13 protein-coding genes are annotated in these 12,646 nt (G+C 50.7%); 6 read left to right on the plus strand and 7 right to left on the minus strand.

Features of this window, described 5'->3' with window-relative positions:
* The first annotated feature begins 158 nt into the window (after nucleotides 1-158).
* Together ACTRXD_RS10745 and ACTRXD_RS10750 are read left to right on the plus strand one after the other, a co-directional pair.
* Nucleotides 159-398, plus strand: a complete 240-nt coding sequence (locus ACTRXD_RS10745) for a DUF433 domain-containing protein (protein ID WP_442431811.1) — start codon at nucleotides 159-161, stop codon at nucleotides 396-398.
* Nucleotides 395-748 (plus strand): DUF5615 family PIN-like protein, encoded by a 354-nt coding sequence (locus tag ACTRXD_RS10750; RefSeq protein WP_442431812.1) that lies wholly within the window; start codon nucleotides 395-397, stop codon nucleotides 746-748. Before ACTRXD_RS10745 ends, ACTRXD_RS10750 begins: the two co-directional genes overlap by 4 nt.
* A 35-nt stretch (nucleotides 749-783) precedes the next feature.
* On the opposite strand, the gene ACTRXD_RS10755 is transcribed toward ACTRXD_RS10750, so the two are convergent.
* From ACTRXD_RS10755 to ACTRXD_RS10770, 4 genes are all read right to left on the minus strand, one after another.
* Entirely contained in the window at nucleotides 784-1,221 is a 438-nt protein-coding gene (locus ACTRXD_RS10755) for a hypothetical protein (protein WP_442431813.1), read from the minus strand.
* A gap of 202 nt (nucleotides 1,222-1,423) precedes the next feature.
* Entirely contained in the window at nucleotides 1,424-1,636 is a 213-nt protein-coding gene (locus tag ACTRXD_RS10760; RefSeq protein WP_312745529.1) for a type II toxin-antitoxin system HicA family toxin, read from the minus strand.
* The gene (locus tag ACTRXD_RS10765) at nucleotides 1,633-1,854 is read right to left on the minus strand and encodes a type II toxin-antitoxin system HicB family antitoxin (RefSeq protein WP_312745526.1); all 222 of its coding nucleotides are present in this window, start codon (nucleotides 1,852-1,854) and stop codon (nucleotides 1,633-1,635) included. The genes ACTRXD_RS10760 and ACTRXD_RS10765 overlap by 4 nt, the downstream gene beginning before the upstream one ends.
* Before the next feature lie 445 nt (nucleotides 1,855-2,299).
* A complete protein-coding gene (locus tag ACTRXD_RS10770; RefSeq protein WP_442431814.1) occupies nucleotides 2,300-3,214 on the minus strand; it encodes an alpha/beta hydrolase in 915 nt (304 codons plus the stop codon).
* A gap of 537 nt (nucleotides 3,215-3,751) precedes the next feature.
* Here ACTRXD_RS10770 and ACTRXD_RS10775 point away from each other — a divergent pair.
* The 3 genes from ACTRXD_RS10775 to ACTRXD_RS10785 all read left to right on the plus strand — a co-directional run bounded on the left by ACTRXD_RS10775 (nucleotide 3,752) and on the right by ACTRXD_RS10785 (nucleotide 7,304).
* A complete protein-coding gene (locus tag ACTRXD_RS10775) occupies nucleotides 3,752-5,737 on the plus strand; it encodes a protein-L-isoaspartate(D-aspartate) O-methyltransferase (RefSeq protein WP_442431815.1) in 1,986 nt (661 codons plus the stop codon).
* Between the two features lie 673 nt (nucleotides 5,738-6,410).
* The gene (locus ACTRXD_RS10780) at nucleotides 6,411-6,827 is read left to right on the plus strand and encodes a hypothetical protein (RefSeq protein WP_442431816.1); all 417 of its coding nucleotides are present in this window, start codon (nucleotides 6,411-6,413) and stop codon (nucleotides 6,825-6,827) included.
* A 165-nt stretch (nucleotides 6,828-6,992) separates the two neighbouring features.
* The gene (locus ACTRXD_RS10785) at nucleotides 6,993-7,304 is read left to right on the plus strand and encodes a hypothetical protein (RefSeq protein WP_442431817.1); all 312 of its coding nucleotides are present in this window, start codon (nucleotides 6,993-6,995) and stop codon (nucleotides 7,302-7,304) included.
* Between the two features lie 423 nt (nucleotides 7,305-7,727).
* On the opposite strand, the gene ACTRXD_RS10790 is transcribed toward ACTRXD_RS10785, so the two are convergent.
* From ACTRXD_RS10790 to ACTRXD_RS10800, 3 genes are all read right to left on the minus strand, one after another.
* Nucleotides 7,728-8,888 carry an IS30 family transposase gene (locus ACTRXD_RS10790; RefSeq protein WP_442431818.1) on the minus strand — a complete coding sequence of 387 codons (1,161 nt, stop codon included), beginning with the start codon at nucleotides 8,886-8,888 and terminating at the stop codon, nucleotides 7,728-7,730.
* A gap of 214 nt (nucleotides 8,889-9,102) precedes the next feature.
* Entirely contained in the window at nucleotides 9,103-9,726 is a 624-nt protein-coding gene (locus tag ACTRXD_RS10795) for a hypothetical protein (RefSeq protein ID WP_442431819.1), read from the minus strand.
* A gap of 465 nt (nucleotides 9,727-10,191) precedes the next feature.
* Entirely contained in the window at nucleotides 10,192-11,331 is a 1,140-nt protein-coding gene (locus ACTRXD_RS10800; protein ID WP_442431820.1) for a hypothetical protein, read from the minus strand.
* 696 nt (nucleotides 11,332-12,027) lie between these two features.
* On the opposite strand from ACTRXD_RS10800, the gene ACTRXD_RS10805 reads away from it, so the two are divergent.
* A complete protein-coding gene (locus tag ACTRXD_RS10805) occupies nucleotides 12,028-12,534 on the plus strand; it encodes a universal stress protein (RefSeq protein ID WP_442431821.1) in 507 nt (168 codons plus the stop codon).
* The last annotated feature ends 112 nt before the right edge of the window (nucleotides 12,535-12,646 follow it).

Genomic DNA, 12,646 nt, shown 5'->3' on the forward strand with positions numbered 1-12,646 from the left:
ATGGCTTTTTGAGCCACGCTGAGGCGGGGAAGACGGGCACTCAGTTCAAACAGACTATTCGGCAATGAGTATATTGCCATGGAAATTGGAGTCACCCATTCGCAGGCATCCGTCTCACCCTTCTTGTCAGGGTAGTCGAAGTGGAGTATTCTTGCACTATGCCCAGTGAACAACTGTTAACCCGCATCACGATTGATCCTCAGATTTGTCACGGGAAACCCTGTATCCGTGGGCTCCGGTATCCGGTCGATTGGTTATTGGAACTCATGAGCAGCGGCATGTCGAATAAACAAATCTTAGGCGACTATTCGGACTTGGAAGAGGCTGATCTTCAAGCCGCCTGTGCGTTCGGGGCACGGCTAGCGCGTGTTCAACGAATTGAGCCGGTGGTGGGGTGAAATTCCTTGTCGATGCGCAACTACCCCAACACCTCGCTAAAGAATTGACGCGGGCTGGTTACGACACACTCCATACCCTAGACCTTCCACACGGGAACCATACGCGGGACGAAGAGTTGGCCGCCCTAGCCACTCGCGAGGATCGCATCCTGATTACCAAGGATAGTGACTTCGTCACCACCTTTCATCTCCAACACAGTCCACCCAAGCTCTTACTGGTTTCCACCGGCAATATTGATAATGCAGCCCTCCTGCAACTGTTCCTCACAAATCTTGTTCACCTGGAACGCGCGCTCATCGAAAATGATTTCGTGGAACTAGGCCGAACGGCACTCACTATCCACGGATAAAGGGGGCAGGATCAGGTCTTCCAAACATTTATATTTTAAGTCGAGACCATCTGAGCTGGTCCAGCCGTGGCAACTCCAATATCTGCTTCCCTGCGGAAGAATGACTTATCTCCAAAAAAGGAACCGGTGCCTTCCTGATATCTTTTTGTGCCGATGTTTGTCCCGGCAGCACAAAACATGACATCGATACCATCTTTCAATAACTTCCATGACTCAGTCGCTCCTTCCTTCACGAGGCTCCCGTGGCCTTGTGGCGAGGCCAAGTCGTGCAGCCGATTTCGGAGGAAGACGCGCATTGTTTGAGCCCTTCGACCTGGCTCAGGGTAGACTCCGCGAGTTTGCGCGCCGCCGAAGTCGGCAAAGGACGCAGGGCACCCGAAGGGCCCCGCCACGGCCACCATGGTTTTGGGTCCTTTTGCCGAAACAAAAGGACCTCGCCTGCCGGGGCGAAACCCGGCAATACCAAGCATCATGTAGACACAATAGTTTGGAATACTAGGGCACAGCCTTCCATCCATCACCAGGCATTGACTGAAAAACAGAAGATGGATTCCCAATAAAAAATGTTGGGAATGACGGAGGGAAAAAAAGAGGGATTCGTCGGGTTATGCCGCTTTGAGGAGTCGTTTTGTTTTTGGAAGGAACCGTCTGAACTTGAGGCTTTCGATGATGAAGCTAGAGATCCTCAGGATGCAGCCCGGTGGCTTTGGCAATTCGAGCCAACATTTTTGGTCCTAGTGTTTCGCCATCATGAAACGCAAACACGACGTTTGGCCATCCTTCCCGTGTGAGTATTTTATGCGACCCGGTTTGACGTTTGATGCGCCACCCGAGCTTGAGAAGTGCCGCCAGCACCCGTTTTCCTGACGTCGATGCCCATTGACTCATGCGCCAACAAAAGAGACGTTCATCAATTCGTCCGGCACTACCTCGCCGTGATCTAATCGGTCAGCTAACACACGCAAAGCCAAGGCCTGTACGGATACCAATGCGTTTTCCCTGGTTGTTCCGTAGGCGATCACCCCCGGCAGGGCGGCAATCTCACCAATCCATCGCCCGTCATCTTCCTGCTCAAGTTCAATTTTGAAGGATTCTACATTCGACATGGGGTTCTCCTCCTTATGGCATCACTTCGGATTTTATCACACTGCCCTTCTTCAGGTAATGGGGAACTTACCTCGGGAGGAGGAAATTTAAAAATGGCCTGGACTGTATGAAGTGGCCTTTTCCCATGCTTACGATTCACACGAGGAGGTCCAAAAATGCTGACAGGGAAAGACCCTGGTTGCCTCTTGTAAGCTAAGAGATACCGCAACCTTAGGGCTGCTTTAGTGCCCAGAGATTTAGCTTGCCTGCCGAGACGTCCTCCGTATTACCGCAACCACTTGGACACTACAGTTGGCTCAACACATACCCCATGTTCCAACAGATATTGAAGGGAACAAACCAAGATGGATTCCCGATAACAACTGTCGGGATGACAGGAAGTGACGGGGGAGGAATGAGCGGAGAAGCCAGGATATCACGCAATACACCCGCGCTACACACCCTTTAGGTATGTGCAGCGGGGCACAAATGCTGCTCAAAGAACTGTCTTACCCGCAACTCATACCGAGGGCCCTCAAGTCCATGGGCAAAACCATGGTCAGCCCCCCGGACAATCCAGAGCGTTGTCATTTCGGGATCGGCATTAGCATAAATTTCCTGCGAATGTTCAAGAGGAATCTGGGAATCGGCATCCCCATGGATGATCAGCAAAGGGGTGTTGAGATCCCGCACGACTTCGGCCGGGGCCGCATCACTGACTCGTAGATCCAGGAAGAGCCGGGCATAGAATTTTGTCTGTGCGACAAGCGGCCATTTCGTGAATCCCGGAAAGAAGAAAAACTGCCGGGCAATGAGTCCTTCCAGGGTGGCATAGGGACTATCGGCCACAATGGCTTTAACATCGGGATGCCGGGCCGTGATGAAGGCTGACGCGCTCATGGAAAACCCCAGCGCCCCGATTTGTTCCGGATTCACATCGCTCCGACTTTTGACATACTCCACGGCGGCATGGACATCACGGGCTTCTAATAGACCGGCCGTGGTGTAGGCACCATCACTCTCGCCGAAATACCGGAAGTCAAACAGGAGAAGATGAAAGCGGGGATGCAGGAAGAGCGCATGCCGAAGGATATTGGCTTTATCAAAAGGATAGCCATGGCCCACCAGGACAGTCCCGCACGTATTCCATGCCATCTCTCCTTGGCGCAATGATTCCCCTGCTGCAGAAGCTGCGGGAATAAACCACCCTCTCAGGGTTAACCCATCAGAGGTGGGGAATGAAACTGACTCGTAGTCCAACCCGTAGCGCTTAGGGTCATCATCCGTTTGAAATCTCGGCGGATGCACGCCCAGCAGAAAATTGAAGAATGGCAGGAGAACTATAAGCCCAAGAATCCAATACAGCAATTTCCAGCTCACGGGACTCTCCCCAATGCGAAGGTAAGTCCTTCACAAGGATCATGAAAGAAGCGACTTGAAATATCTTGTTGTTGCCGGAGAGAATTTTTGAGCCAGATCGCCGCAATCGACTTATCATGACCTTCAAAAAACATACAAGGGCAGATAATTCCGCCACCAGAGGAACCGCCTTATGAAACAATCTTAGACCAGACTACTGAGAAAACAAAAAATACCACTCTCGATTCCTTTTCCCCAAAGGCTTCTATAAGGCCGACCTCTGTAGAAATTTGCCCCACAAATTTTCTGGGTGCGCCTCCTGGGCACTCCTCAATTCACGAATTCCCACCCTAGAGAAATTTTTATTGAATGAATCTCATTGCGAAAAAAAGGTAGCGGGTCATGGAATTGATTGCCTGACACTGGAAGGCAACCACTTGGCACCATTATTGCGGAATCAATTTCACAGAACCGCTTGGAGAATTTTTTTCAATCTTTTTTTCAATACCATGTGATTATTGGCATCATTTTAAAAAACCACATCCTCAGGAGTCACGCATGAACACATTCAATAAATTACGACAGGACATGATTGATCATCAGTTAGTGGCTCGTGGCCTCCACGACCAAAGGGTGCTTCATGCCATCAACGCCGTCCCTCGTGAGGAATTCATCGCGACAGACCTTGTTGAATTTGCCTATAGTGACTCGCCCTTACCCATTGAAGCCAGTCAGACCATTTCTCAACCCTACATCGTGGCGTTGATGACAGCAGCGCTTGAGTTAAAACCGGAAGACCGCGTGCTGGAAATCGGGACGGGTTCCGGATATGCCGCGGCGATATTGGGGGAAATTGCTCAGGAAGTCTATACCATTGAACGACATAAAATACTCGTGGACACCGCACGTACACGCCTTGCGGAACTGGGTTATCGCAACATTCAAGTTCTTTATGGGGACGGGACCCTTGGATGGCCGGAACATGCCCCCTATGATGCCATTGTCGTCACCGCAGGCGGACCCGAAGTACCTCAACCCCTGAAGGACCAGTTGGCCATCGGTGGTCGTCTCGTGATCCCGGTGGGCTCGACCCTGCGCACACAAAAACTCATCCGGCTTCGACGCATGAGCGACCATGAATATCAGGAAGAGGATATGGGCGGAGTCCGTTTTGTCCCGCTGATTGGTGCGGCTGGCTGGGAAGACGAAGCTGGGCATACACCCGCCAGGGAAGATATCGAAGCAAGCGTACCCGAGTTAATTGGGCAATCGAGTGAACACTTTGCCAGCATTGAGCATGTCAATCTAGATAATCTGATGGAGCGCATCGGTGATAGTCGCCTGATCTTGCTGGGTGAGGCCTCGCATGGCACCGCCGAGTTCTACGATATGCGTGCGCGAATCACGCGGGAATTAATTGAACAGAAGGGCGTGAATATTATTGCGGTAGAAGCCGACTGGCCTGATGCAGCCTTTATTGATCATTATATTCATGGTTCCTCGCCTGATCCGTTCCTGAAAAGTCAGCCATTTTCCCGCTTCCCTACCTGGATGTGGGCTAATCATTCCGTCCTGAATTTCCTTTCTTGGTTAAAAGCCCATAATGACACCATTAACGATCCTCATCAGCAGGTGGGTTTTTACGGATTGGATTTGTACAGCTTGTACAGCTCCATTGAAGTCGTCCTGGATTATCTGGAAAAAGTGGACCCGAAAACAGCAGAAGTCGCACGGGTACGCTATGGTTGCCTAATGCCATGGGCCAGCGATCCCGCGATGTATGGCCGCGTCACCATGACCAGACAGTACCGGGAATGTGAGCATGAAGTCCTGGCGATGCTGAAGGATTTGCACAATAAACGCATGGAATATTCCCGGGCAGACGGAGAACGTTTTTTCAACGCCGAACAAAATGCACGCCTGGTGAGTAATGCCGAACGCTATTATCGCACCATGTACTTCGCCGAAAATAACTCCTGGAACCAGCGTGACCAGCACATGTTTGAAACCTTGCAGTCTGTTCTAGACTTCAGAGGCCCGGATGCCAAGGCCGTGATCTGGGAACATAATTCACATATCGGTGACGCACGGGCCACGGAGATGAGTGCTCGTGGTGAGTTCAATGTCGGGCAACTGGTGCGGCAGGCATATGGCGATGCGTCCTATCTGATTGGCTTTGGCACGGACCATGGGACCGTTGCCGCTGCCTCTGAATGGGGTGGCCCGATGGAAATCAAGCAGGTCCGCCCATCGCATCCAGACAGTTATGAGCATGTGTGTCATGAAGTGAAGGCTGACAACTTTCTTCTGCCGCTCAGGGACCCGCTCAAGAACATCACCCGCGAGAAACTTCTTCAAGAAAGACTGGAACGCGCGATTGGGGTGATTTATCGACCCGAAACCGAATTACAGAGCCATTATTTTTATGCGTCATTACCACACCAATTTGATGAATATATCTGGTTTGATGAAACGCGGGCTGTTGAAGCACTCACCAGAGAGACGACCAAGGGACTGGCAGATACCTTTCCATTTGGGTTGTGACTGTTAGGGAAAGACTACCCAACCATGCTGCAACAGCCCCTCATTCAGGTTCGTCCGATCGCAAGACTTCACCCCAGACACCGCTGTGCACACACATTCTTTCCCCAACAAGACCCGCCCCTTTTACCGTTTGAAAAGTTTAGCAAACGTGATAGAAACTTACTGCAGCACATTTTTTAGGGATTATACAGAATGTATGGCTCCACACTCTTTCAGCAGGATACCTGAAATGTTCATCTCCCAATGTCCAACGCCTGCCGCCCGGCCCTCTGGATGGACGCTCTCATGACCCGGCGAGCCTTGTTTGAGCGCCGCGAGTTGGCTCGCCCTCCTGTGGCTTGCGTCCATCTCATTTCGTGAGGCCGGACGGGGCGTCAATGGTTTTGGCTCCTTTTGCCGAAACAAAAGGGGCTCGGCTGCCGGGCCGAAACCCGGCAATACAGAAAAGCACGGTGATACGCGAGTTCGGGAAGAAGAAGGGACTCATTCACCGACCAACGCATCTCAACTCGAAGACCTCAAAATACATTTCCGATAAACATAATTTTGCTGTAAAGTCAGAACCATAAATTGTTTATGATCCTTCTTTAGCCATCCCAGACGAAATAATCCAGGAGAACACCAGTCATCACTCAAAAGATTCACAAACGTTCCCAAACATGAGGAGGTCCCCATGCCCAATTCCGTCCGACTTGCCAAGTATTACAAAATGATGATTCCCCATAAATCGGGACAAGGCATCAAGCTCCTGGAGCACCTACAACAGTCCCAAGTTAACCTGTTAGCCTTTCTGGCTTTTCCGAAAAAAAACGGGAAAGCCCAAGTCGACTGTGTGCCCGTCGAGCCTGCCAAGCTTACGGCCGCCGCAAAAAAAGCCAAATGGAATATTAAAGGTCCCAAAGCCTGTTTTGTCATCGATGATAAGGATCAAATGGGCGCCTTCATTCCCTATGCTGCGAAACTCGCGGAAGCGAAAATCAACATACGGGCGGCCGCGGCCGTGACAGGTGGCGCAGGACGCTGCGGGGCCATTTTGTGGGTCAACCAAAAAGATGTGAAAAAAGCTGCCAAAGCCCTCGGCGCTGAGTGAGCGATTTGCGCCAAGAACAAACTGCAATCTGGCATCCAAGATGATGTTTGGGCATCAGTTTGAAAATCGTTTGTTGCTGTCTAGCCGGTAAACGTAATTACGACAATCGCGAGTGTCCGCTACCAACGTGGTGCTGTGGAATCATTGATCAGAAGGAGAGGGCCAATGAACACTGTACGAAATACCAGTCATTCGTTCGCTAGGGCGAACGAGGAATTCGAAAGCGAATGGGAAAACCGGCGAAACACGCGGTTTGAGTTACCGGCAGTAGATGTCAACAAGGTGGTGAGTGAATGTCATGAGGTTGGCAAGCCTGTCCACATGACGCGCAGTATGCTCTGGGACATGGAGCTTAAGAAGGCGTGGAATCCAGCTAAGTACATCCCTTATGTTGTCTCTCGCGACCATTCGTGGGGTCGTAACTCTTACAATGATGGCACCGAGCATTTCGTTAGGGAAATAGATGCCAAAGCTTGAATCATTGAAGATACGACCGGACCAGTATTCGAAGAAGTTTTCATTAACCACAAAGAGCAGAGGGTAATCTTTCTTGGGCGAGACGAACTGAAAACTGAGACTGGTGAGACCATCCGCACCAACGGATATCAGCCCTTGTTTCATGTGGAGCACGGCGTCGCGGGGACTGTAGATGCCCCTTTGAATACCTGGCGTATTGTCATTCTAACGGAGAGCAATGATCCGCGATATCATCAACCGTTCAAGGAAATGGTTAAGGCGGGCGGGCTCCCCGGATTCTTGGAAATCTACATCAACCGAGATCTGGACGTACCGCTAAGTCGGAAAGAGCCTTTGTGGTAGATGGAGATCCCAAATATCAGTATTAATTGACGAGGGTTGGGTTTCCGAAGTGAGGGTTAACGGCCGCTTTTGGCGGTGAGTTCAACTGGTCGCTGCAACACACGCCTGAAATCTCTCTGCTGGTGTTTCGTAGTGTAAAGTTTTTCTCGGACGTTCATTCAACTGCCGCGCCACTTTGTTGAGCTGGGCCTGCGTATACCTGGATAAGTCAGTGCCCTTTGGAAGATACTGCCTAAGCAGCCGATTCGTATTCTCATTGGAGCCCCTCTGCCACGGACTCTTGGGGTCACAAAAGTACACGGCAATATCCGTCGCCAGGGTGAATTGGCGATGATTCGCCATCTCGGTGCCTCGGTCCCACGTCAAGGATTTGTAGAGCTCAACCGGAAGGCGCTGGGCATGTTTAATGAGTGCTGTTGTCACGGTTTTCGCATCCTTCTTTTCTATTTTGGCCAACATGACATACCGCGACTGGCGTTCGACCAACGTCGCAATATAGCTATTGTGAGTCCCCCCGATGAGATCACCTTCCCAATGCCCGGGGACGGCACGATCTTCGACCGAGGCGGGTCGGTCCTTAATCGAGACAGCCTGGGTGATTTTTCCCAATCCTTGGCGCTTCAGACTCGCATGCTTCGAGCGGCGCATGGCTCGTTGGCTTCGGAGACAAGCCTGGAGCTCCTTCTTCAAAACCCCTCTGGCCTGAATATACAGACTGCGATAGATAGTTTCGTGGGACACGCGTGCTTGCTCGTTCTCAGGAGAGGTTCTCTTCATCCACCCGGCGATTTGCTGGGGCGACCACTGCTGGTTGAGCTTGGCCGCGACCACTTTTGCTAGGGAACGATGCTGTGCCAGCTTACACGATTTGGACCGGTGCGCGCGCTCCCAGGTGGCTTGATCTGCCGCCGAGGCTCGATAGCTTTCATACCCTCCATTGCGAGCGAGCTCACGACTGATCGTGGAGGGAGATCGTTTCATCTGACGAGCCATGCCGCGAATAGATTGGTTCCTGGCGACCCCACGGGAAATCTCTTCCCGTTCCGCCAGGCTCAGGGCCAATCGTGAGCGGCTTCTGGTGGGAGGGCGAATCCCCCCGCTAGACACAAGAATGGAATAAATCGAGGAGGACTCTCGCTCGAAGAGGCGGCCAATCGAACTCAGGGATTCGCCACGCTGCCAGCGATCCCAAATATCTGCTCGTTGTTCAGTGTTAAAGTAAATGCGGGTTCGGTGTTTCATCGTCACACTCCATCTCTAGAAGATAAGATAAAGTGTTGCGTTGATCAATTGAACTCACCACCCAAAGCCGACAAACAGTTTAATCAAAATTAAAAATGAAACATCATGAGTAGCCCATCATGGAATCATTGGGCATGGGTTGTATGGAGTGGTAACTCTGCCGAATATGTTCGATGGTCTTGAGCGAATTCTCGAATAAAAAAGGAGGCAATTTTCAGGGCATCAAAGACAACTCGATTTTATGCTCGAACTCTTGGCCTGAATCCTCAGTAACCACAATCTTTGCCTCTTTTTGTGGGTCAATTTGATTGTAAAAAAAGTAGACTGTCGTGTTGTTTCTTCCATGCGAAGAACCCATATTTTGCCTTATTGCCTTTGGCTGAATGATATTCACGCCTTGTTTAAGGACTACCTGATTATCAAGAATATTTTTTGAAGTTTGGTGGCAGGTTCGTATATTTATAGCGAAAGACTTCTCTCTTACAATATCCCTCAACAATCCCCAATCGACCTCCGTATATTTTTTTGCCGCCTCCATGGATATACCGATTAGATCACGTATTTTTGTAAATACATCGCCATTGTTACATGTTGATTGGTCGCCAAATTCGTATTGCTTAAAAAACTTCCCCACAGAATCATCATAAGCGTCAGAATCCCTTCTCCATAATTCGGCAAAGTTTTTCCCCTTAGCGATTGCCTCATCTATTTGAACTTGCGTTAGAGAAGCTTCCATGCCCCAACCAATTGAAGGCCAAAGGAGAAACAGGATTACGGCTAACCTGATTGGGTTTTTGGCCATGATGCTCTCTCTTTCCCTAACTAAATTTTTCAGCATAGCGCGTCTCCCCATTGTTTGAGGAACCCACATATAACGTCTCTCGGGCAATCTAGCCCAAATTCTTAGCAGGTTCAATTTTACCGCCTTCCGAAACTTGGCGAATGTCTGCACCTGGCCGATGCCGGACACTCGGGGGCAAGTTTTCCGTTCAGGATATCAAATGGGCGGCCTGGATATTCCCATACGATTTTCGTACACATTTTTCCAGCAAGCCGCCTTCCCCTGTCGACAAGAATAGTTACGTTCCATATAGGACCCTTTTTGCAAAGCATTGCCAACCTCAAGACACTTGACTGGTTCAATTTTGCAAATTCTTGTTGCAGAATTTTCCTACGAATACTGGGGATGCGCGTCATCTCTAAACAGGTCGCTTAGCGTGCGTTTCAAAGCGATACGCCCGGTACCCTAACACTGTGGCTCGCTGATGAGGAATTGGCCAGGCATAGCCAAGTCACGTGATTGTTAGTGAAGAACCAGATACCCATCCGGTGCCAGACTGGTGGCCAGCATCACGCTGTTAATATCACGATGCCCGGTCCAGGTGTGGCTCTGTTGATTGTTCGGCTCGAGCCAGAAGTTCTCGATGTATTCGATCAAGGGAAGGTATCGTGCGAGGCCTGACAGCCTGACATGGAAATCATGCTGGTCGGAGAATTTCTCCGGATGTTGTTCGATGGCTTTCTGCATCTTCACAATGGCATGGAGACCGATGGATAGCCCTAATTCCCGAAAGGCCAGACGGTAATCAGCTGAAGCATTCAGAGGACGGCTCTGGACAAAAGCCTCCAGGCCGACCTCGGCATCCCGCAAGAGCGAAGCCAATCTCTCCGATTCTCGCAAATTAGAGCTAATTATTAATTGTGTCAACCTGAAGGCATCGGACAGAAGCCCACCGATTCCTAATGGATCATTCGTCGTCCAGGTCAGGCCTTCACACATCGCGGTCATCTCCGTAATCTCTTGTCCCAGAGGGCTCTTTGCGTGGAGATCGCTAAGTTTCACAGCCGTCGCCTGAAGTTGCTGATAGGTGATCAGCCCGTCGAGCGGATCGTGCTGGCCCATGGGCGCGACCAGGGGATAAGAGAGGTCGATACTCATCTTCCAATACATGCGCTTGGGGCCACCGCCCCAGGGGTTATAGGTGAAGCGGGCATGGGCGGTTCTGGCAAGCTCCACCGCCCATTGGTTATACACGGAATCTCCGGTCACCCGTGCCAGACAATCGAGGGCATGCATCCATTTGGTCAGATAATGGAAATACTGCCCATCCCGTTCCCATTCTAGGTGTTCATCATACGGTTCATCCGATCCGCGTTCAGCAAGAGCTTTCCCGATTCTCAGGCCACCTCGGGTCGGATGCAGCTCGCCTTCCTGTTCGTCCAATCCACTGATCCATCCCTGGCGCGAATCGTCCTCCCGGTGTCGCCCCAGGACACAGTGGACTTGAGAGACAAGACGTATGGCATCTTCCTGGTAATATTCCTCCCCTGTTCGGCGGAAAAGTTCTAGATAGTTGCAAACGGCAAACGCGTCGGTCCAGAGATAGCGACGGGGCAGTCGAGCTGGGGGAATCAGGCCCGTCCGCTCAGCGAACCCTGTCATGATTGCCCTCATTGTAGATGTATTGTTCATAGACCAACACCAGAAAGGCTGCTCTCAGGTCCTCCTTCCATCGGCGCTCCAGGCACAAGCATCAAACAGGCACCTGAGACTGACGGCTGAACAGAAGAAATCGTCACCGCAAGGTCGGTTGCAGCCAACCATCAGACAAAACCTGCCGTTCCATGAGCGGGCATTTATTCATCAGTTTAAATATCTTCGTTACCAGATGATTCAAAATGGAGTGTTCCCAACACAACCCGGCTTGTGTCTTGAGCAAAGATTGTGAAGCGTTTGCTCTTTTCCTTCTCAGCCTATGCACATAAACTGTAGCACTCCAGGACACATGAGGATATCCGCGTGTGAATGTTCTACGCTCTTATAATATTGTGCAGCCCTTCACCTCATGTGCTAACCCGTGTAGAATTAGAGCCGATTTTACCAATGCCCAGCAACCTGCATTCCCGGGTCTAAGGCGACAGTGTCCTGGTGGACAACTTGTTTCGGGTCAAATAATCGTCCCCATTCGTAGCCAAAGCCGGGAGACGTTGAGGAAGACCTCGTTGAGGGAATAATGTGGTGAAGGCAAGCTCGCTCAGGCCGGCAGACGATATTTTAGAATGCTCTTTGGAAAACAAAATCCACCAACTATCCTGGTTTGGAGGTAGCGAAATCCACGTCACATGAAGGGAGTGATCTATGGTAAGGGATAAGACATTACTCGTCGGCGTCGACGGGTCGGATTCTTCCATTCGAAGCGTCTCCTACGTGGCTGAAATGATAGGGGCCCGTGAAGATTTTCATATCGTGCTCTTTCACGTCCTCCCCCCGATTCCTCCCGACCTGTTGGAATTCGGGGGCGCTGAAGATCCGGCAACAGAACGAAAGCTGGATGAGACCTTAAAAAAAGAGCAGGCTCAATGGATCGAGAAGGCAAAAAAGGATGCGGAACCAATCTTAGATAACGCCAAGACGATTCTGTATCGGATTGGGGTACTACCCGCCATGGTCAGCGTCGTGTTTTCTCAATCCATCCACCGGCCGGATATTGTTGGTGAATTGATCGGGACAGCTCACAAACAGAATTGCGGAACCATCGTCGTTGGACGGGAAACGTACTCCAGCTTCAAAGAATTATTTCATCACCATGTGGGCGAAGAGCTGGCCAAAAAAGGCCAGGGCTTTGCCGTTTGGGTCATTGCCTGATGGTGAATCAAGAAGCCCGGCCTGAGAAAAATTTTTCCATTATCGAGGGTTTCGGTATTGGTGAATGACCAAAACTATCCGACAGGCGCCACGGGAATTCTGGCCATATTTC

Origin of the sequence: Nitrospira sp. T9 (genome assembly GCF_052156535.1) — a bacterium.
Classification (GTDB): Bacteria; Nitrospirota; Nitrospiria; order Nitrospirales; family UBA8639; genus Nitrospira_E.

Coding starts and splice junctions, on each gene's coding strand:
- ACTRXD_RS10745 (WP_442431811.1), top strand. CDS start 159: ATGCCCAGTGAACAACTGTTAACCCGCATCACGATTGATCCTCAGATT.
- ACTRXD_RS10775 (WP_442431815.1), top strand. CDS start 3,752: ATGAACACATTCAATAAATTACGACAGGACATGATTGATCATCAGTTA.
- ACTRXD_RS10795 (WP_442431819.1), bottom strand. CDS start 9,726: ATGCTGAAAAATTTAGTTAGGGAAAGAGAGAGCATCATGGCCAAAAAC.
- ACTRXD_RS10780 (WP_442431816.1), top strand. CDS start 6,411: ATGCCCAATTCCGTCCGACTTGCCAAGTATTACAAAATGATGATTCCC.
- ACTRXD_RS10765 (WP_312745526.1), bottom strand. CDS start 1,854: ATGTCGAATGTAGAATCCTTCAAAATTGAACTTGAGCAGGAAGATGAC.
- ACTRXD_RS10760 (WP_312745529.1), bottom strand. CDS start 1,636: ATGAGTCAATGGGCATCGACGTCAGGAAAACGGGTGCTGGCGGCACTT.
- ACTRXD_RS10805 (WP_442431821.1), top strand. CDS start 12,028: ATGGTAAGGGATAAGACATTACTCGTCGGCGTCGACGGGTCGGATTCT.
- ACTRXD_RS10800 (WP_442431820.1), bottom strand. CDS start 11,331: ATGACAGGGTTCGCTGAGCGGACGGGCCTGATTCCCCCAGCTCGACTG.
- ACTRXD_RS10785 (WP_442431817.1), top strand. CDS start 6,993: ATGAACACTGTACGAAATACCAGTCATTCGTTCGCTAGGGCGAACGAG.
- ACTRXD_RS10790 (WP_442431818.1), bottom strand. CDS start 8,888: ATGAAACACCGAACCCGCATTTACTTTAACACTGAACAACGAGCAGAT.
- ACTRXD_RS10755 (WP_442431813.1), bottom strand. CDS start 1,221: ATGATGCTTGGTATTGCCGGGTTTCGCCCCGGCAGGCGAGGTCCTTTT.